Here is a 19,102-nt window from a genome sequence, read left to right as displayed (position 1 = left end):
AAGTCCACGTGCAACAGGAGGCCCTGTGCCGCAGTTTTCCGTGTCACCCTCAAATCCGTCCAACTCGGGTGCCCGACGGTGTGATTGCCTCGCGCACGCGTACGGGAACGCGGCCGACCACGGGTCACGTGTGCGACGCTACCCCTCCGACATGACCGACGCCGAGTGGGTGGCGGTCCGGCCGCTGCTGCCGGTGCCGCGCTGGCTTCAGGGCCGAGGCGGCCAGCCGGAGGCGTACTGTCACCGAGCGCTACTGGACGCGATCCGCTACCTGGTCGACAACGGCACGAAGTGGCGGGCCATGCCGGTCGACTTCCCGCCGTGGGACCGGGTCTACGCGTTCTTCCGACGTTGGCGCGACCACGGCCTGGTCCACGAGTTCCACGACCGCCTCCGCCGCCAGGTCCGTGAGCAGGCCGGGCGGGATCCGGAGCCGAGCGCCGGCGTGATCGACTCCCAGTCGGTCAAGGCGGACGCCGTGGTCGGATCCGACAGCCGGGGCTTCGACGGCGGCAAGCTGATCAACGGCCGCAAGCGGCACGTCGTGGTCGACACGCTCGGCCTGCTGCTCGCTGTGATGGTCACCGCCGCGGATGTCGGCGACCGTGCCGCCGCCCAGGTGCTGCTCGCCCAGGTCGCCGCTGCGCACCACCTCCTCGCTCTGGTCTGGGCCGACGGCGGCTACACCGGAAGCCTCGTCGAGTACAGCCTCGCTGTGCTCGCCGTGGTCCTTGCCATCGTCAAGCGCAGCGACGACATGCGCGGCTTCGTCGTGCTGGCGAAGCGGTGGATCGTGGAACGGTTCTTCGCCCACCTGATGCGAAGCCGCCGATTGGTACGCGACTTCGAGCGCTCCACCAGCAGCGCGGAAGCGATGATTTGCTGGTCGATGACGACGCTCATGACCAGCCGCCTTGCCCGGTCACGTTCCTCGCGAGCGTGAACCGACCCGGCGCCGACTCGACCAACCAACCCCGGGCCACCAGTCGCTTCGCCTTCGACCGCAAGGCTTCCACCTTCCCCGGCACCCGGGTCCAGGCCGAAGCAGGCTGCCATCTCCTGGCACGTCAATGGGCCTTGACTGAGCCGGTTCCGGTCCGCGAGAGCTTGCAGAATGCGCTGGTAATCCGCCGACAGGGCCGACCAGGCCAGTCCCGCCCGCCACATCGGCACCACCGACTTCGGCTTCGCCGCTCCCTCCGGCCCGGACCGCACCGGTTGTCCACTGGGAGCCGGCAGACCCGCGGATGCGGCGGGGCCAACCACGGCATCGTCGCCGGGGGCCAGCACCTCACCGACACGCGAGCGAGCGATGACCCACTCGTTCCACTCACGCTCGGTCACGTCCAGCTCCGCCTGGATGCGATCGGCCTCCTCCCGCTGGTCATCCACACGACGGCGGGCAGTGAGCTCACGCAGTTCCAGCATCCCCACGACCGACGGCATCCAGGACCTCCACCCGAGCGACGACACGACACGTCACCACTGCCACAGGCCCGCCGACCCTATTCCTGACCAGGGAAACAGAGCCATCAAGCCCGGAAAGACAACAACCACTTAGCCGGGTGCCTGCGTATCCGAATCCGTGTCCGCATCCGCCTCTTCGTCGAGCGCCGCGAGGCCTTCGCGCCAGCGGGCGCGGCGCTCGGCGGCGGACTGTTCCCACCAGGGGGTGCCGCGCTCGCCGAGGGCGACCTTCGCTGTGTGGACGCGGGCGCGGGCCGCGTGTTCCGCCTGGGGGTCCTGGGCGCGGAGGGCGGCGCCGACGGCGCGGCGCGCGGACATGAGGTGGGAGCGGAGGCGTGCGGAGACGTCTTCGGGAAGGTGGGGATCGGTGGCCCGCCAGCGTCTGCCGTGGATGATCACGTAGTGGCCGTCGGGGGTGTGGGAGGGCGGTGGGGCATCGGGGGTCACGCGGACAAGACTGGCAGACGGGCGGCGGGGAGCGGGCCGGCCGGGCCGGGGGCGGGTGGCCTGGCGTGGCGGCTGCCGGTGGAGCTCGGATCAGGGATGGTCAGGGGCGATCAGAGGTGTTCTGGGTTGCGGCAGGTGGGGTGGCCCGACCCAGTCCCCACCATCGTCTACGGCGTCTACGGCGTCTACGGCGTCTGCGGCGCAGACGGGGGTCATGCCTTCCACGCCGTCGGCCTCGATGTCCGCGTGCGCCCCGCACGCAGCTGTCAGTACCCCCGGTCGTAGAGCGCCCGCAGCCAGGGTTCCCTCACGGCGGGCATCCGCGCGAGTGTGTACCGGAACGCCTCCTTGGACGGCGTGAACAGATATCCCGGGTGCGGCGGCAGCGGGTCGTCCCGCTCTACACCTGGCGGTAGCCCGCCGACGACCGGCAGGCGTGTCCGGTGTGGTGGGAAGGCCAGTTCGGCCCAGAGGGCGGCGTCCATGGGGACGGGAACCGCCCCGGAGCGCGGCTGCCACGCTGCTCCGGTCTGCGGATGGACGGGGACCAGTACCAGGTCGCTGTCGGGTTCGCCGTACCCGGGACCCGCCAGGTCCAGGCCCATTGTGCCTTCCCCTGGGGGCAGCAGTGTTCCGAGGGCTCGCCCGAGGAGTGCCAAGACGGGTCCGGGCGCCGTCTCGACCGGTGCACCTGCGGCGGCCACCACCACGTGAGCGAGAGCGACGCCCGCGGGAATGTCGCGGTACTCGCTCAGTCTGTTTCCCAGGGCGAACGTGGCGAACAGCTCGGCCCAGTCCGTGACCGGCCGTTCCGGCGGGCCCGGCAGGCGCACCACGGCCTGGGGGAGGAGCCGCACCAACTGCCAGCATCCGCAGTCGTCCACTCTGGTTCCGACCGGCAGGTCACAGCGCAGGCAGGCGAGATTGGGCCCGTCGCTCCCGTCGATGCCCCTGCAGTAGCCCCCGGCCCGCTCCAGGATCAGCCGGGTCCCGCGGGTGTCGCCGGGTGCCAGGAGAACCGTGCCCGACGGTCCGTCGGACAGGGGGCCGGTCGGCACGAAGTGCCCGCGCTCCGCCGCCTCGTCTGCTCGGGCCTGGTCCCACGGTCGCCACGGCGGCCCGTGCGGCTCGGGGTCGACGGCGTAGGAACCGGCCTCCAGCAGGGGCGGGTGCAAGGTCTCCCAGTGGGCGTCGGCCACGTGGACCGGCATCGCCACCTCCGACACCGCCGCACTCAGGACCGCTCCACACCTCGCACACCCGAACACCGCCAAGTCGGCTCCTCCCGTCGTGGAAACCCCCGCATCCCACCAATCCGGAGGGCCGGACAGCAAGGGCTTTTCAGACGTCGACGCCTCACCTGATCGTGTGTGCGACCGAATCGCCGGGCGTGGATGTGCGCAACGGTACGACGCTGCCCCGTCGGGCCCGGCCCGTGGCGGCCGAGCAGGGCCGCCCATCGGAGGGAACGCGCGGGGGAGGAGCCGAAGGAGCGGTTCGTCCTCAGCGTGCCCACGGCAGACGGACCGCCTCGATGTCGGAGTCGCCCAGCAACGCCTCGACGAGGGCCGGAGGTCCGGCGACCTTGGTCGCCCACAGGTCGTAGTCGGTGCACAGGACCCAGGAGCGGTCGTCGGACCAGAGGTTGGAGGGGCTGAAGTCCACTCCGGAACGGTCATACAGGATTTCGGCGTCGCCGAGTCGGCCCGCTCGCACGTGAAGGTTGTCGAAGTCGACGGCGCCGAGCATCAGCGGGTTGTAGTAGGCGAGACAGCGGGTGTCGGGGCCCGCGGGACTGTGCGCGGCGAGGATCGAGACCAGCCGGTTCCAGGTCTCGCGGTCCAGGCTTCCTTCGGTCGGCGGGATGACGCCCAGCGGCCAGCTGCCCTGCTTCTTGGCGGAGGGGAAGCAACGGTAGGAGGGGTTCAGCCCGTCGGGCACCATCGGGTCGCCGGTCCGCCGGGCGAGCTCGCTCCAGCGCAGCCGTCTCCATCCGGGGCCGGGATGCCGGGCCCGGCCCAGACCGCCTCCTGTCGCGATGCCCACGGCGTCGAGATCGATGCCCGCCACGACGGCGCGCTCCACGCTGCCGTCGGCGAGACGGGCCTGGTGGTGTTCGTGGTAGGACACATCGCCCGGCCCCCGCTCGTGCTCGTACATGGCATGGAGCACCCACACCGCGTCGGGCATCGCCGGGGGCATGAATCCGGTGAGGCCGTCCCCGCACAGTTCCAGCAGCCAGTCGGTCGCCCGGGAGGGCGCGATCGGCCACGGGTCGGCCGGCGGGTTCGGTTCTTCGGACACCTGTCCAGGGTCCCAGGCGCGCGGTCACCCTCCTGCACCGGCCTGCATCGCGCGCCGCCCCGGACCTGCCCAGACACCCGTGCCGGATCGTGGGGGGCCGGATGCGCCGCGGCGTCCCCTCGTCCGGAGGCCCTGAACCGATCACCGGTGCGCCTATCCAGGTCACCTCTGGTCGGCCCCTGAGCGACAGACGGCCGACGGGGGTATGTCGTTTCGCGCAAGGGACCTTAGGGATGCATGGGACTCGTGAGGAGATCAGTCGTGTACGCAGTGATCCGGCGCTACGAGGGAGTGACCGACGCCGCCGAGGCGGGACGGCGGGTGAACGAGGGATTCGTACCCCTGCTGCGCCGCGTTCCCGGCTTCGTGGCCTACTACTGGGTGGACGCCGGTGACGGAGTGATGCTCTCCACCAGCGTCTTCGAGGACCAGGCGGGCGCGGAGGAGTCGATCAGGCAGGCGGCCGACTTCGTCAGGGAGAACCTCGCGCCCCTCCTCCCCAACGGCCCCCAGGTCACCGCCGGCCCGGTGGTGGCCGCGGGGTAGCGACGCGGCGCGCGGTGAGCTGTCCGGGCCGTCGCCTGCTCCCGTCCGGCCTTGTCCGAGCCGTGTCGGGGTGGCCTCGGGTCAGGGTCAGAGTCAGGGTCAGGGGCAGGGGCGGGATGGCGTCGCGGGTGGGCTCGTGTCAGGGTCGGCCATTCCGGGATGAGGGGCTCACCTCGCCTCCTTCTCGGAGTCCGTGCGCGACGCCACGAGCGTGTTCCGGTCCGGGAAACGGCGGCTGCCGAGCCTCTCGTGCCGTGGTTCCCCGTCCATCCGGCACACTTCCTCGGGAGCGCCGTCGCCGGTGTCGAACGGACAGCGGACTCCGCGGCTGTCGGCGGTGATGTCGGTGAAGGTCACCGGCCCGGCAGGGCCCCGACCACGGAATGCCTTACGGAGAAGGGGACTTCGATGAGGAGTGCGCCGGTCACCGAGGAGTCGATCGCCGAGGCCAGGACGCTGGCCCGTGAGGACCCGCTCACGGGGGCGCCGGTGCTGGCCCGGCGTCTGCTCGGCTACGGATGGCGTGTCGACCGCGCGCGGCCTGCTGCGCGTATCCCCTGTTTCGAGGAGGCCGTGGAGATCTACCGGGGTCTGCTCGCCGGCGGATCCGAGGAACATCTCGTGCCGGCCATGCACGCCGTCTCCGCTCTCGCGCTGCAGTACGCGATGGCGCACGCCGACGAGCGTTCCCTGGCCGCGAAATCCGAGGCCGCTGAGCTCGCCCGGAGGGTCAGTCGCCGACGGGCGCGTGGCGGGAAGGAGATACAGATCCTCGGTGCGTTCGCTCTGGGTCTCGCCGAGGCCGGACAGTTCGAGCGGGCCGTGGCCGTGCAGCGGGAGGTCGTCGCCCTGCATCGGGACCGTACGGCGGACGCGTCGGGCGGCGACTCCTCGACCGACGTCGTCGTGTGGGCGCTCCTCGACCTGGCGGTCTACCTCGATCTGGCCGGACGGACCGACGCCAGTCCGGGGGCCGAACGGGACGCGCTCCGGCTGAGGCGCAGCGCGGCCGCCACCGCCCCCGAGAGCCTGCCCGCTCTGGCGCTCTGGCTCGCGGGGGTCTCCCTCCGACGCATCGACAGCGGGCGTCCGCAGGAAGCCGCGGGGCTCCTGGACGAGGCCATCGCGGTCTGCGACCTGCTTCCCTCCGAGGGCGACCTCGGTGACTTCGGGTTCCACCAGGCCGTGCAGGCCGCGCTGTTCGGGAGGTCAGGTGCCGCGGATGAGCGCATCCGGAGCGACGGGACGGTCCCGGTGGGTGTCTGCGCGGACCCGCACGCGCTCCGACCCGTGCTCGGGGTGAGCACACACGGGTGGTCCTTCAGCGTCCGACACCACTACCGCACGGGACGCCGGGCCATCGAGGAGGCGATCTCCGGGGCCCCGGCGCTGTCGTCACTCGATCCCGCGCAGTTGGCCGAACGGGGGACGCTCCTCCGGCGTCGCGCCGTCCGGGCATCGGTGGCCTTCGAGGGCCTCCCGCAGGAGTTCACGAACGAGCTCGTGCCGGCCCTGGCAGACAACGTCGCACTCGAACGCCGGCTTCTCGCCGTCCGTCCGGACGACGGCCCGCGACGGGTCGTCCGAGCGCTGACGGATCAGGTACTGGGTCACCTGGTGGCCGGAGCCCACGCGAGGGCAGGCGCTGTCCTTCGCGAGGCCCGCGAGCTTCTGGGAGCCGCCCCCGGTGACCCGGACTGAGCCGGCGCGGAGGGGGGCGAGGGCCTGACCGTCATGCGGGAGCTCGGTGGTGGAACTCGAAGACGTGGACGCCCCGGGTGCCGCCGACGACGATGCCGCGGCCGTCCGGGGTCCAGGCGCAGGAGTACAGGATGCCGTCGGTGCGCATCATGGTGACGGCCCGTCCCGATGCCGGGTCCCAGACGCGGACCGTGCCGTCGTCGCCGGCGGTGGCGAGCCAGGCGCCGTCCGGTGAGAGCGCCACCCCGGTGACCAGGCCGGTGTGGCCTACGAGGCGGGCGGTCTCCCGGGAGGTGAGGCGGTCCCAGATCCAGACGGTGGGGTGGCGGCTGCCGGTGGTGGCGAACCAGGTGCCGTCGGGGGAGACCGCCGCGACCTCCGCCCCTCCGTGGTGTCCGGTCACGTGCCCGGTCTCCAGGCCGGTGGCCAGGTCCCAGACGCGGATTCCGCCGCTGTCGCCGATCGTGGCGAGCCACGTGCCGTCCGGTGCGATCGTCGCTCGCCCGTGGGAGCGGTGGGCTCCGGGGAAGCGGGCGGTCTCCTGGCCCGTGGCCCGGTCCCAGAGCCGTACCGTCCCGTCCCGGCCGGTCGTGGCCAGCCAGGAGTCGTCGGGTGCGATCGTCACCTTGTCCACCGGCTGGGTGTGCCCGGTGAGACGCATGATCTCGTCGCCGGTGGCCGCGTCCCAGATCCGTGCCGTCGTGTCGCCGCCGGCGGTGGCGAGCCAGGTGCCGTCGGCGGCGAACGCCACTCCGCAGACCAACCTGTCGTGCCCGGTGAGCCGGACGGTCTCCTCGCCGGTGGCGGCGTCCCAGACCTGGACCGTGCTGCCGCGGAGGGTGGCGAGCCGGGTGCCGTCACCGGAGACCGCCCCCACCCGCGACGCGTCGAGGCCGGCGGTCTCCCGGCCGGTGGTCAGGTCCCGGATCCGCACCGTGCCGTCGTAGCCGACGCCGGCGAGCCACGTTCCCACCGGCGGGACCACGACCGCGGTCACCGGCAGGGAGTAGGCGGTGGGGGATGAGGGACCGCGAACGCCGGCCGTGTCCCAGATCTGTCCGGTGTCGCCGCCCGTCGTGGCGATCCAGCTGCCGTCCGGCGAGATCGCCACCGCGTTGACCGAGAAGGCCGGTCCGGCGAGCGAGGCGGTCTCCTCCCCGGTGGCCCGGTCCCAGAGCCGTACGGTGGTGCCCCCGGTCGTGGCGAACCACGTGCCGTCCGAGGAGACCGCGGCATCGAGTCCCACGTGGCTGTGGCCGCTGGCGCGGGTCGTCCCTCCTCCGGTCGTGACGTCCCAGACCCTCACCGTCTTGTCGTCGCCCACGGTCACGAGCCAGGTGCCGTCCGGTGCGACGGCCAGTCCCCGTGCAGGACCCTCGTGCCCGGAGAGGCATGCGGTCACCTGGTGCGTCACGGGGTCCCAGAGGCGCACGTTCCCGTCGGCGCCGGTGGTGACGAGACGCGCGGGATCGGGAGTCACGGCCATGCGGTGCACCAGGCGGCCGTGTCCGCTGACCTGGGCGGTCTGCCGGCCGCTGAGCGGGTCCCAGATCCGCACGGTCCCGTGGTCGCAGGCGACGGCGAGCCAGCCGCCGTCCGGCGCGACGGCCAGATCGTGCACGGGCCCCGTGTCGGCGGCGAGGTGGGCTCTCTCCTCTCCGGTCACCGGGTCCCAGATCCGCACGGTCCGGTCGTGGCCGGCGGTGGCGAGCCAGCTGCCGTCCGGCGAGATCGCCACGCGGTACACCTTGCCGGCATGACCGGTGAGGCAGGCCGTCTCACGACCGGTGAGCGGGTCCCAGAGACGAACGGTGCCGTCATGGGCGGCGGTGGCGAGCCAGGTGCCGTCCGGCGAGATCGCCACGGAGACCACCGTGCCGGTATGGCCGGTGAGGGTGCGCAGGAGAGCGGGGTGAGGCAGGTCGGGGGGTGTCCAGCGGTTCCGCAGGGTCGGGCGATGCTCTCCGCTCTCCCGGGCGGTCACCTGATCGCGCCATGCGGGGAGCGGGTGGAGCCGGCTGCGCAGGACGGCGGTCACCGCATGAGCGGGCTCCGTCGGGACGAGCAGGTGGGCGACGCTGGAAAGCTCTCGCGCGCGCCGCGCCGCCGCGAGGGAGGGGACCTGGGCGCAGTCCGCCCAGGGGGCGGTCGGACCGCTGTGGACGAGGCGTTGCTCGACCCACCGCAGGTCGCCGGCGAGGGCTTCGGCGTGTGCGGTGCGCCGCGCGGCCACGAGATGGGTGAGCGCGTGATCCAGCAGGTAGGCGTCGCTCAGCTCCCACCACGCGGCGGGAGGGCAAGGCGCCGTCGGGGTCAGGGGCGCGGCCGGTGCCAGGTCGGCCTGGACGGCGTCCACGAGCGTGGCGTGGTGCGCGGCGACCCGATCGGGACCGAGGTCGGCGCGCAGATAGTCGCGGACGACGTCGTGCAGACTCAGCCGCCCCCCATCCGTGTCGTCCAGGGTGACCAGGGACAGGTCGCTCAGGTCCGCGCACAGATCCCGTGTCCGCCACTCGTCCAGGGCGGCCGTGCCGTGCCACAACGTCCCCACGACGGACACGGGGACGGCCTCGCCGTGGGGGAAGACGCACAGTTCGGCGAAGCGCTTCCGGCTCTCTGCACACAGGTCCGCGAGTGAGGTCTCCACGGTCGCCCGTACCGCGGTCGCCCGTTGGGCGGGATCGTTGAGATCGGGTGCGGCGGCATGCCTGTCGACGGCGGCGGGTCCGCGCTCCCGCAGGTTCGCCAGCAGGTCGGCGGCGGCCGAGCCCGCGTCGGCTCCGGTCCGCACCCGGCGGTTGATCAGCCGGTTGACCAGGCGCAGCAGCAGAGGCCACCCGCCGGTGACCTGTACGAGGTCCCGGGTCACCTTCCTGGGCAGCGGCGGCAGTTCGTGCGTCAGCACCCGCAGGGCCTGCTCACGGGACATCGCGCCGACCCGCACGGTCCTCGCGTGAGGAGGGAGGACGGCGGGGACGCGCGTCGTCACCAGGCGCACGCAGGCGTGGCCGCCCGCCAGCAGGGGGTCGAGCTGCTCCTGCGTCCAGACGTCGTCGAGGATCAGCAAGGTGGGTTCCGTGCGCTGATCGAGCAGCTGTCCCAGATACCGGCCCGCCTGCTCCGGGTTGTCGAAGGACACGTCCCTGCCGGTGACGGCGAGGGTGATGTCGCGCACCAGCCGGGTGACGGCGTGCGGGCCCTCCACGCCCCGGCCGACGACGAAGAAGTACACACCGCCCCGGAAGTGCCGCCGCACCTCGGGACTGGCGCGCACGACGTGGGCCAGCGTCGTCTTCCCGAAGCCGCCCGCTCCCGCCAGCGCCGTCGTGGTTCCCTCGGGCCCCTCGGCCGCGGAGCACACGCCGGCGACGGCCTGCGCGACCTCGTCGCGGTCGACCACCCACCACCCCGGCACCTGCGGGACGCCCGGCTGTGGAGGGGCCGGCTGGGCGGCGTGATAGTGGAAGGTGTTGTTCTGCTGGTTGTGGTCGCCGATCTGCACGGCGGCAGGACCGTGGAACAGGTTGCCGAAGAATCCGCGCCGACTCCGTCGGGGGCTCACGCACCGTTCCCGAAGCGGATGTCCTGCCGGTTGTGATCGCCGATCTGCATGACCGCGGGGCCGTGGAACGTGTTGCCCGACATCTGGCTCGTGCCCGAACGCTCCGCCGGGACGTGCTCGTCGACCACGGCGCGCAGCGCGGCGACGACCGCCTCGCGCTCACCCGCGTCGACGCCTCCCAACAGGGCCTCGAAGCGGCCCTGCCACAACGCCCTCTGCTGCAGCCGAGCCTGCCCGGTGTCTCCGCCGTCGCCCGCCGTCACGGCGGCGGCCGTCCCGTCGAGGCACTCCAGCGCGGCACTCGCGCGCTGGTCGTCACCGCGACCGAACAGCCGTGCCGTCGCCTGCCGCAGACCGGCCCACGCATCCGTGCCCGCCGCCTGCACGACAGCGGTCCCACCTGCCGCCGCCAGAGCCGTCATCGCCTCGTCCAACAACGTCGGCACCTCCCTCACACCTCGTCGCGCAGATCGTACGCCGCCGCTGCCCTGCACGCCCTGCTCTCAACTCTCCTGTAGCGCACGCCACTTTCCGCCAATCGTCCGCGTCATGCGAGGAGGGGGCCGATCAGGTCCGGGGCCTCGCCGCGGGGACGGCCGTGGCGCGACACCGGATCGGCGACGCGACTTCGTTCGGTCGTCGGCAGGTGTGCAACGAGGGCCTCCGGCACCGCGCAGCGGGGTCTGGCGGACGGAGGGTGGGCGGCCGCCTTGAGGCGGAGGGCGAGGCGGCGGGCGAGGCGGCGGGCGAGGCGGCGGGCGAGGGAGAACCCGACGTCAGAACGGCAGGGCGTATCCGGTGCTCCGTGGGGTCGACGCGTCGAATCAGCGCGGCAGGCGCCGAGCGGCGGCCGGACGGGGGTGGTGCCGTGCGGACAGGGGACCGACCCGTGCGTGCGGCGGCCTCGGGGGCGCGCGATCCGGTCACCGGACGCGTCGATGGGGCAGCGCGTCACAGCCGCTCCCACGGTCACGAGGTGTGGGGGCACGACGTGCGAGGTCACGACGTGCGGGAGCCACCCGCGGCGTCCGCCCGGTCGACCGCCACGGCCGGCCGGAGGGGGAAGAGCTCGGCAGCGCCCGTCAGGTCGAGCAGGCGCAGCATCTGGTGGCTGGGGGCGGCGAGGCTCAGGGTGTGGCCGGCGCGCAGGGCGTTCTCGCGGGCCCGAAGCAGTGCGTTGAGTCCGGAGGAGTCGCAGAACGACGAGTTGCTGAGTTCGACGATGACCGGGGCCGCGGGCTCGGCGTCGGACAGGGCCGCCGTGATCAGGCTCTCCAGTTCGGCCGCGTGCTGGATGTCGATCTCACCGGCTACCCGCACCACGACCGGCGCCTGCGCGTCGTCGCTCGGCCCAGGACTCTTCCGTCCGGCGGATTCGGTAGTCATGAGAAGTCTCCTCGCCCCCTGCGCGGCGCTCCCTGTGATCGGTGACCGGGGCGTGCGTCGGCGTCGGGACTCGATACTCGTCTTCTGCCCGCGGGACCGACGTCCACACCCGCCGGCCCCGGTGCCCCCGTCGGCGCCGCGCACACCAGCACCGAAATCGAAGGGTGACCCCGGCTGGGCCTCGACCGCCTCGTGCTCGTCTCGCGCGGTGACCCGTCGAGGCCGGGCCGCGTGGCGGGGGAGTGGTCCACCGGCTCCGGAGCGAGGTGCCCGGCGGCCACGGGCCGGACGGGCGCGCGGTGCTCTTCCGGGCGCCCGCCCTGCGCAGCCGGCGATCAGCGTTGCGCGACGCGTATGACAGGCACCTGCAACGGGCAATGGCCGGGTATGGGAGCACCCATCGTCGTTCACCCTCCGTCCCCGACCGGTGGCCGCCGTGTCACCGCGCGCGGGGAGATCCTCGGTCTGGCCTACGGAGACGTCGACCTGATCGAGTTCCTGCGCCGGACCGGGCTGCCCGATGCCGGGCGCGTCCTCGACGACCCCTCGTGGGTGGAATGGCGGGGAGGCAGGGCGCACGTGTACGAGGCGGCGTGAGACGGTGCCGACCGCAGGCCCCGGGGCCTGCGGTCGCGATCAGGCGGTCGCTGACCTGCTGGAGGTCCGCCCCCCCCGGCTCCCGGCCGCGGTGTCGGATCTGCTGTCAGGAGGTCGGCCCGGTACGAAGCCGCCGCACGTCCCGCGCGAGCGTGTACGAAGCGCCGAGGAAGATCACGGCCCCAATCACGAGCCAGAGGACCGATGCGCCGGATCGGTATTCGCGTATGCCGAGAAGGAACAGCATGGCGCTGGCGAGGACGCCGAACGCCGAGATCAGAGCGCTGATGCGGGGAGTCACACGGACATCATCCACTGCCGTGTCGGCCGCCGGAAGTGCTCCGCGTGAACCGGTCCGGACGGCGTGAGCCCGATCAAGGGCCGTCTGCCGGTCTTCGCGTGCCATCTCCGGTCCGGCCTGCCCCGCCGGCCTTCCCGGACCTGTGGAGCCCTCGCCGCCGACGCCCCTCCCGCCGGGCCCGCTGCCACCCCGCCCCCCCCGCGGGGCCCGGCCACAGCCCCCGTCCCCGGCCAGGCCGGCGGCCGTCCCGACAGGATCGGGCCCGCCGGTCGGCGTATGGTCCTGATATGCGAGCTGAGGTGCCCGGCTTTGGCGAGCAGCCCGGCGGTACGGGGCTGCTCGGTTCCGTGCTGGCGGGCACCGTGCGACGGACGGGCGCGTCCGCGGGGGTGCTGTACCTGCTCGACGAGCCGGCGGAGGCGCTCGGCCTGGCGGTGTTGTGCGGGCTGCCGGAGGAGGTGGCGTGGCCCTGGCACAGGATTCCGCTCGCGACGGCCGCGCCGGTCAGCGAGGCGGTCCGGGAGGAGCGCCTGGTGTGGGTGGGCTCGCAGGAGGAGATGGCGCGCGCGTACCCGCGGGTGGCGGCGAGCCTGCCGTACCGTTTCGCCCTCGCGGCGGTGCCGCTGCTCGGACGGTCCCGGTGCTGGGGCGGCCTGGTGCTGCTGTGGCCGGCGGCCCATCCGGACCGGGCGAGCCGACGGGAGCGGGGCCACATCACCGCGGAGGCCAGGGCCGTCGCACGCGCCCTGGACGACTGTCCGAGCCCTCCGCAGGCGCCCGAGCAGCCCGCGCAGGTGCCGCTCGCCGAGCCCCTGCCGTACGCCGGCGGGACCTCCCGGGCGGCCGCGGACTACGCCGAGCGGCTTCCCGAGGGGACGCTGTCGCTGGACCTCGAGGGCAGGATCACCTACGTGAACGGCGTGGCGGCCACCCTGCTCGGGCGGACCGCGGACCGGCTGATGGGGACGCGCCCGTGGCAGTCCCTGCCCTGGCTGGACCGACCCGCCGTCGAGGACCGCTACCGCACCGCGGTCATCAGCCGTGAACCCGTCGAGTTCACCACGCCCGACCCCTCGGACGCCCGCCTGCGCTTCCAGCTCTACCCCGACGCCAGCGGCATCAGCGTGCGCATCACCCCCGCACCCGACGGCGGCCGTGCCGCTCCCGTCGACGTCCGGCCCGAGGCGGCCGCGGGCGCGTCCGGCCCCACCGCCGCGACCTCCCCGGGCGCTCATACCGGCCGCCTCTACCAGCTCCTGCACCTGGCGTCGGCCCTGACCGAGACCGTGGCCGTCAGCGACGTCGTCGAGCTGGTCGCGGGGCAGGTCCTGCCCGCCTTCGGCGCGGACGGACTGGTCATCTCGGCCGCCGAGGCCGGGCGCCTGAAGATCACCGGCTGGCACGGGTACGACGGGGAGACCATCGAACGCCTCGACGGCCTGCCCCTGAGCACCGACGTCACCCCGGCCGGCCGGGTGCTCTCCACCGGCGTCCCGTCGTTCTTCGCCGACGTCGGGGAACTGGCCGCCGAATTCCCGCGGGCGCCCCTGATCAGCGGCAAACAGGCATGGGCCTTCCTGCCGCTGCTCGTCTCGGGCCGGGCCGTCGGCTGCTGCATCCTCTCCTACGACCGGCCGCACCCGTTCAGCGCGGACGAACGGGCGGTCCTCACCTCGCTCGCCGGCCTGGTGGCCCAGGCGCTGGACCGGGCCCGGCTCTACGACGCCGCCCACGACCTCGCGCTGGGCCTTCAGGAGACGCTGCTGCCCCACACCCTGCCCACCGTGCCCGGCCTGACGATGGCCGCCCGCTACCTGCCCGCCGGCCACGGCATCGACATCGGCGGCGACTTCTACGACGTCATCCGCCTCGACGCCACCACGGTGGCCGCCGTCATCGGCGACGTCCAAGGCCACAACATCGCCGCCGCCGCCCTGATGGGCCAGGTGCGCACCGCCCTCCGCGCGGCCGCCGCCGCCCCGCCGGACCAGGTGCTCGTCCACACCAACCGCGTCCTGAAGGACCTGGGCACCGACCTCCTCGTCTCGACCCTCTACGCCCGGATCGACCTCGCTCGGGGGCGGGCGATCCTGGCCAGCGCCGGACATCCACCGCCCCTCCTGCACCGCAGGGGTCAGCGGGGTGCGGTCGTCGCACTCGACCCCGCCCCGCTGCTCGGCATCGACACGGGGACCCCGTACCCCGTGACCGTTCTCGACCTTCCGCCGGGGAGCACGCTCGCGTTCTACACCGACGGACTCGTGGAGGTGCCGGGCACCGACCCCGACCGGACGGCCGCCGACCTCGCGGCACACCTCGCCCGCCACCACGGCGAGGACGTCGAGGACCTCATCGACCACCTCGTCCGGCGTGCCTGGCCCACCGGCCGGTACACCGACGACACCGCCCTGCTCCTCCTGCGCACCACCGCACGGGACGGCCGGACGGCGCCGCGGCCGGCCCCCACGGACTCCGACAGGTCCTGACGCGGCGCCGTGATCCGCGTCGGAGAAGCCCGTCCGGGAGCTCGCGGGCACACCCCGCCAAGATCTCGTGTCGACCGATGCATCGTCCGGGGATCGCGGGGCATGCGGCTGCCAGGAGGTCAACACAATGGCTGCTTTGCTTCTGGTTCTGCTTCTCGTCCTGGTCCTGTTCGGCGCGGGGTTCGCCCTCAAGGCGCTCTGGTGGATCGCCATAGCCGTGCTGGTGATATGGCTGCTCGGCTTCGTCATGCGGTCGACCAATTCCAGCGGCGGCCGCGGCCGCTGGTACAGATGGTGACGAGAACGGTGCCGGGCCTCCTCGCCCGGCGCATCCCCCAGGCCCGGCCGGACAGCACCGGCCGGGCCTGGGGGCGCTTTGCGGTGCCGTGCGGTCCGCGCGGCCCCGCCGGGACCGCCGCCGTCACGTGACGGCGGTCCCGCCGCGCTCGCAGGAGCGCCCCCCCGACGTGCGAACCCGCGTGCGGCGCCGAGCGGACGCCGTCGTGCGGAGCCCGATCGCACCTCATCACCCGACTCAGGAGTGCCGGTATGTCCGACAGAGAACCGCCGCTCGGCGGCACGACCACCGCGACCGCCGACGGCAGCCCCGTCGACGAGCGGATCCAGCGCATACGCCGCCGTCTCGAACGGCTCATCGGCGTCGCGGCGACCGAGGGCAACTCCGTCCGTCCGCTGCGCAACGGGGACCGGATCTTCGCCGCGATGCTCGACGCGATCGGCGGCGCCCGTCACACCATCGACATGATGACCTTCGTCTACTGGCGGGGTGAGATCGCGCGGCGGTTCGCCGAAGCCCTCTCCGACCGGGCGCGCGCGGGTGTACGGGTGAGGCTGCTGCTCGACGGCTTCGGCAGCCGCCTCATCGAGCGGGACCTGCTGGACGAGATGAGCCGGGCGGGCGTCGAAGTCGCCTGGTTCCGCAAGCCGCTCTACCTCTCGCCGCTCAAGCAGAACCACCGCTGCCACCGCAAGGTCCTCGTGGTCGACGAGCAGACCGCGTTCACCGGCGGCGTCGGGATCGCCGAGGAATGGTGCGGCGACGCACGCAACCCCGGCGAGTGGCGGGACACCCACGTCGAGGTCCGCGGACCCGCCGTCGACGGCATCGCCGCCGCCTTCGCCCAGAACTGGGCCGAGTGCCACGAGGAACTCTTCGACGAGCGCGACCGCTTCGTCGGCCATCACCCCAGCGGGAACGCCATCGTGCAGGTGGTCCGCGGCTCGGCCAGTTTCGGCTGGCAGGACATGCAGACGCTGATGCGCGTCATCCTCGAATCGGCCGAGCAGCGCGTCCGGTTGGCGACCGCCTACTTCGCCCCCGACGACTATTTCATCGAGCTGCTCTGCGCCACCGCCCGCCGCGGCGTGGACGTCGAGATCCTGCTGCCGGGCCCCCACACGGACAAGCGGGTGTGCCAGCTGGCGGGCCAGCACCGCTACGAGGAGCTGACCGCCTGCGGCGTGCGCATCCACCAGTACCAGCCGACCATGATGCACGCGAAGGTCATCACCATGGACGGCGTCGTGTCCCTGATCGGCTCCACCAACTTCAACCGGCGCTCCCTCGACCACGACGAGGAGGTCATGCTCGCCGTCATGGACGTCGAGTTCACCGGCGTCCTCGACGCGGACTACGACGAGGACCTCAAGGCCAGCGAAGTGATCCGGCCGGACCGCTGGAAGCGGCGCTCGGTGCTGCAGCGCGCCAGGGAGGCCGCGGTGCTGCCCATCCGCCGCTACCTGTAGCGCCTCACGGGGAGGAGACGGCGGGCTCGACGTCCGCCGGCGCTTCCTCGGTCCGCTCCTCCGGCCGTGCGCGCACCGCGTTGAACTGCGCGCCGGCCAGCAGGGCCAGATTGCCGAACCACAGCCACACGAGGAAGACGACGACCCCGGCCAGGGATCCGTAGAGGCGGCTGTAGGTGCCGAACTGCGTGTAGAGGGTGAAGAGCGCCGAAGCCCCGAGCCACAGGAGGGCCGCCAGCACTCCGCCGCCGAACCCGCGGCGTATGCCGCGGCCCTGGACGGGTCCCGTCCGGTAGAGGACGAGGATCAGCGCCGTGACGATCACCAGCAGGACCGGCCACCGCAGGACGGCCATCGCGTCGGTGCCGGAGTAGCCGGCGGACGCCGCGATCCGCCGGGCCACCGGTCCGGTCGCGACCAGGCTCGCGGCGCCCGTGACGAGCAGGGTCAGCAGACCGCCGGCGGTGAGGACGAGGACGTGCGCGGCGCGCAGCGGCGGCCGCGTGTCGGGCAGCCGGTACATCGTGTGCAGGGCGCGGCGGAAGACCGCCAGATAGCTGGAGGCCGACCACAGGGCGCTCAGAACCCCGCTGACGAGCAGCGGCCACAGGGAGGACGGCGCCGAGGTGAGGCCCTCCAGGGCCTCGCGGAGCACCTGGGCGGACTCCGGAGGGGCGTAGGACGTCAGGTCCCGGATCAGGCGTTCGCGGGTGCCGGCCCCGGCCAGTCCCACCAGGGAGACCGCCACAAGCAGGGCGGGCACGAGCGCCAGCACCGCGTAGTAGGTGAGGGCCGCGGCGAAGTCGGCGATGTTGTCGTCCCAGAGGCGTACGGCGGTCTTCCGCAGGGTCGACCGGGTGCGCCGCAGCCGTTCGGCGGACCGGTTCCCCGGAGTGCTCCGGCGCGTGCGGAGAGTGTTCGATGTCACGGTGGTCTCCTGCCCTGCGTCGGCGCTCTCATCCGCCGTTTCCCCCGGTCACCGTCCGGGACGTCCCTGCTGCCGGGCTCTCCGTCCACGGCCGGCGCCCCGCGCCCGTGCGGCCGGGGGCGTCCGGCGCACGGCAGGGCCGACCTGCTCCCCGCCGGCGCGGTGGAGGAGTGAGGAGCGCGGAAAGGGGCAGCGGAGGTATCGAACCCGTGTTCAGTCGACAAGGAGACTCTGATGTCCACCCACTCGAAACCGGAGCTTCCCGCCCCCGTCCCCTCGACGCACGACCCCGTCACGCCCGATCTGCCCGTACGGGGGCCCGAGGCGCCGGACATCAAGATCGCCGGGCGAGGTCCGGAGACCGATGACTCCGACGAGGACGAGGAGCGGCAGGCGGACGACGACGAACGGGGCGAGTCCCGTCCCGCCGCCGGACCGGGCACTCCGGCGCCCCAGGAACCGACCGGCTAGGGGGCCTGTCGTCAAAATCCCCTCTGCCCCGCGACGCCTGGCACGCGCTCTCGCCGCGCCGGGCGAAAGCGCGAGTACGTCCCGTACGAGCACTTCCACCCGGCACACCGAGAGCACGCACCAGACGCCGCAGGGCCGCCCTTCGGGCAACGAGGGGATGGTGACGACAGGCCCTAGGCTGAGCCGATGAGCGAGGCGGGGGAGCGGATGCGGCGCGTGGCCGGTGCGGTCGTCGGATCGGCGGTCGGTGACGCGCTGGGCGGCCCCTTCGAGTTCGGCCCGCCGGGAGCGTTCACCGCGCGCCATCCCGCACCGGGTGGTGGTGGGGAGATGAGCGGGGGCGGCGGCTGGGACGCGGGGGAGGCCACCGACGACACGCAGATGGCCGTCCTGGTCGCCGAGTCGCTGCTGGAGCGCGGGGGGCTCGACCTGCCGGACGTCTTCGCCCGCTTCCAGCGGTGGGCGGCCGCGGAACCCAAGGACATCGGCCTGCAGACCGAGGACGTCCTGACCAACGGGATGCCGTGGGACCTCGCGGCCGCCGTGCACTTCCAGGTCAACCGACGTGCCGCCGGAAACGGCTCCTTGATGCGGGCGACGACCGCCGCGGTCCACTTCGCCCTCGCCGGGCGGGACGCCACCATGGACGCCGCCCGCCGCATCGCGGCCCTCACCCACGGCGACCGTGCCGCCTGGGAGGGCACCGCGATCTATCACGAACTCGTCCGTGTCGCGCTCGACGGCGCCGACCCCCTCGCCGCGCTCCCGGACACCCTCGCGCGGGTCGCCCCCGGTCACCGCGAGCGTTACGCCACCGTCCTCGCGCCCGACTGGCACCCCGATCAGGCCACCGAGTTCAACGGCGCCGTCTGGCCCTGCCTGGGATCCGCGGTCTGGGCGCTGCGTACCACCGCCGGCTTCGAGGAAGCGCTCCGCGCCGCGATCGACCTCGGCGGTGACACGGACACCGTGGCCGCCGTCACCGGCGGCCTCGCGGGCGCGTACTACGGCCTGGACGCGATCCCGGACCGCTGGAGCCGCCCGCTCCACGTGCCGCTGCCCGGTTTCGGAGGACGGGTGTTGGACCTGGCGGACCTGGTCGACCTCGCGCGGCGCCTCGGGGGATGACACGGACCCGG

General features: G+C 73.1%; 17 protein-coding genes and 1 pseudogene. 9 read left to right on the top strand and 9 right to left on the bottom strand.

Features of this window, described 5'->3' with window-relative positions; genetic code table 11:
* Window positions 1–151 precede the first annotated feature (151 nt).
* Window positions 152–943, top strand: a complete 792-nt coding sequence (locus ACZ60W_RS23545) for an IS5 family transposase (RefSeq protein WP_469757322.1) — start codon at window positions 152–154, stop codon at window positions 941–943.
* On the opposite strand, the pseudogene ACZ60W_RS23540 reads toward ACZ60W_RS23545, so the two are convergent.
* The 4 genes and pseudogenes from ACZ60W_RS23540 to ACZ60W_RS23525 all read right to left on the bottom strand — a co-directional run bounded on the left by ACZ60W_RS23540 (window position 900) and on the right by ACZ60W_RS23525 (window position 4,218).
* Window positions 900–1,446: pseudogene (locus ACZ60W_RS23540) on the bottom strand (hypothetical protein). The gene ACZ60W_RS23545 and the pseudogene ACZ60W_RS23540 sit on opposite strands and share 44 nt — an antisense overlap.
* A 111-nt stretch (window positions 1,447–1,557) precedes the next feature.
* A complete protein-coding gene (locus ACZ60W_RS23535) occupies window positions 1,558–1,914 on the bottom strand; it encodes a hypothetical protein (protein ID WP_469757321.1) in 357 nt (118 codons plus the stop codon).
* A 266-nt stretch (window positions 1,915–2,180) separates the two neighbouring features.
* Window positions 2,181–3,125 carry a hypothetical protein gene (locus ACZ60W_RS23530; protein ID WP_469757320.1) on the bottom strand — a complete coding sequence of 315 codons (945 nt, stop codon included), beginning with the start codon at window positions 3,123–3,125 and terminating at the stop codon, window positions 2,181–2,183.
* Window positions 3,126–3,417: 292 nt separating this feature from the next.
* Window positions 3,418–4,218 carry a hypothetical protein gene (locus ACZ60W_RS23525; protein WP_469757319.1) on the bottom strand — a complete coding sequence of 267 codons (801 nt, stop codon included), beginning with the start codon at window positions 4,216–4,218 and terminating at the stop codon, window positions 3,418–3,420.
* A gap of 261 nt (window positions 4,219–4,479) precedes the next feature.
* On the opposite strand from ACZ60W_RS23525, the gene ACZ60W_RS23520 reads away from it, so the two are divergent.
* Both ACZ60W_RS23520 and ACZ60W_RS23515 read left to right on the top strand, forming a co-directional pair.
* Entirely contained in the window at window positions 4,480–4,764 is a 285-nt protein-coding gene (locus tag ACZ60W_RS23520; protein ID WP_469757318.1) for an antibiotic biosynthesis monooxygenase family protein, read from the top strand.
* 408 nt (window positions 4,765–5,172) lie between these two features.
* Window positions 5,173–6,465: a hypothetical protein gene (locus tag ACZ60W_RS23515; RefSeq protein ID WP_469757317.1), complete on the top strand. Its 1,293-nt coding sequence runs from the start codon at window positions 5,173–5,175 to the stop codon at window positions 6,463–6,465.
* Between the two features lie 31 nt (window positions 6,466–6,496).
* Here the strand turns inward: ACZ60W_RS23515 and ACZ60W_RS23510 are convergent, their stop codons facing one another.
* The 3 genes from ACZ60W_RS23510 to ACZ60W_RS23500 all read right to left on the bottom strand — a co-directional run bounded on the left by ACZ60W_RS23510 (window position 6,497) and on the right by ACZ60W_RS23500 (window position 11,413).
* Window positions 6,497–10,027, bottom strand: a complete 3,531-nt coding sequence (locus ACZ60W_RS23510; RefSeq protein WP_469757316.1) for an NB-ARC domain-containing protein — start codon at window positions 10,025–10,027, stop codon at window positions 6,497–6,499.
* The gene (locus tag ACZ60W_RS23505; protein ID WP_469757315.1) at window positions 10,024–10,473 is read right to left on the bottom strand and encodes a hypothetical protein; all 450 of its coding nucleotides are present in this window, start codon (window positions 10,471–10,473) and stop codon (window positions 10,024–10,026) included. Before ACZ60W_RS23505 ends, ACZ60W_RS23510 begins: the two co-directional genes overlap by 4 nt.
* Before the next feature lie 553 nt (window positions 10,474–11,026).
* Window positions 11,027–11,413 carry an STAS domain-containing protein gene (locus ACZ60W_RS23500; RefSeq protein ID WP_469757314.1) on the bottom strand — a complete coding sequence of 129 codons (387 nt, stop codon included), beginning with the start codon at window positions 11,411–11,413 and terminating at the stop codon, window positions 11,027–11,029.
* A 387-nt stretch (window positions 11,414–11,800) separates the two neighbouring features.
* Between ACZ60W_RS23500 and ACZ60W_RS23495 the strand changes: the two genes are divergently transcribed.
* Entirely contained in the window at window positions 11,801–12,010 is a 210-nt protein-coding gene (locus tag ACZ60W_RS23495; RefSeq protein ID WP_469757313.1) for a hypothetical protein, read from the top strand.
* Between the two features lie 106 nt (window positions 12,011–12,116).
* On the opposite strand, the gene ACZ60W_RS23490 is transcribed toward ACZ60W_RS23495, so the two are convergent.
* Window positions 12,117–12,311, bottom strand: coding sequence for a hypothetical protein (locus tag ACZ60W_RS23490; protein ID WP_469757312.1), 195 nt, complete (start codon window positions 12,309–12,311; stop codon window positions 12,117–12,119).
* Between the two features lie 287 nt (window positions 12,312–12,598).
* Here ACZ60W_RS23490 and ACZ60W_RS23485 point away from each other — a divergent pair, with 287 nt between their 5' ends.
* The 3 genes from ACZ60W_RS23485 to ACZ60W_RS23475 all read left to right on the top strand — a co-directional run bounded on the left by ACZ60W_RS23485 (window position 12,599) and on the right by ACZ60W_RS23475 (window position 16,564).
* Window positions 12,599–14,797: a SpoIIE family protein phosphatase gene (locus ACZ60W_RS23485; protein ID WP_469757311.1), complete on the top strand. Its 2,199-nt coding sequence runs from the start codon at window positions 12,599–12,601 to the stop codon at window positions 14,795–14,797.
* A gap of 127 nt (window positions 14,798–14,924) precedes the next feature.
* Complete coding sequence (locus ACZ60W_RS23480) at window positions 14,925–15,095, top strand: hydrophobic protein (RefSeq protein WP_469757310.1); 171 nt, start codon at window positions 14,925–14,927, stop codon at window positions 15,093–15,095.
* 251 nt (window positions 15,096–15,346) lie between these two features.
* Window positions 15,347–16,564: a phospholipase D-like domain-containing protein gene (locus tag ACZ60W_RS23475; protein WP_469757309.1), complete on the top strand. Its 1,218-nt coding sequence runs from the start codon at window positions 15,347–15,349 to the stop codon at window positions 16,562–16,564.
* Between the two features lie 4 nt (window positions 16,565–16,568).
* Here ACZ60W_RS23475 and ACZ60W_RS23470 read toward each other — a convergent pair whose 3' ends face one another.
* Complete coding sequence (locus ACZ60W_RS23470; protein ID WP_469757308.1) at window positions 16,569–17,492, bottom strand: YihY/virulence factor BrkB family protein; 924 nt, start codon at window positions 17,490–17,492, stop codon at window positions 16,569–16,571.
* 234 nt (window positions 17,493–17,726) lie between these two features.
* On the opposite strand from ACZ60W_RS23470, the gene ACZ60W_RS23465 reads away from it, so the two are divergent.
* Both ACZ60W_RS23465 and ACZ60W_RS23460 read left to right on the top strand, forming a co-directional pair.
* The gene (locus ACZ60W_RS23465; protein WP_469757307.1) at window positions 17,727–17,963 is read left to right on the top strand and encodes a hypothetical protein; all 237 of its coding nucleotides are present in this window, start codon (window positions 17,727–17,729) and stop codon (window positions 17,961–17,963) included.
* A 186-nt stretch (window positions 17,964–18,149) separates the two neighbouring features.
* Window positions 18,150–19,091, top strand: a complete 942-nt coding sequence (locus ACZ60W_RS23460) for an ADP-ribosylglycohydrolase family protein (protein ID WP_469757306.1) — start codon at window positions 18,150–18,152, stop codon at window positions 19,089–19,091.
* Window positions 19,092–19,102 lie beyond the last annotated feature (11 nt).

Source organism: Streptomyces sp. NPDC104202, from assembly GCF_055584185.1.
The sequence above is the reverse complement of the archived record's forward strand: the minus strand, read 5'-3'. Positions and strand labels throughout refer to the sequence as shown.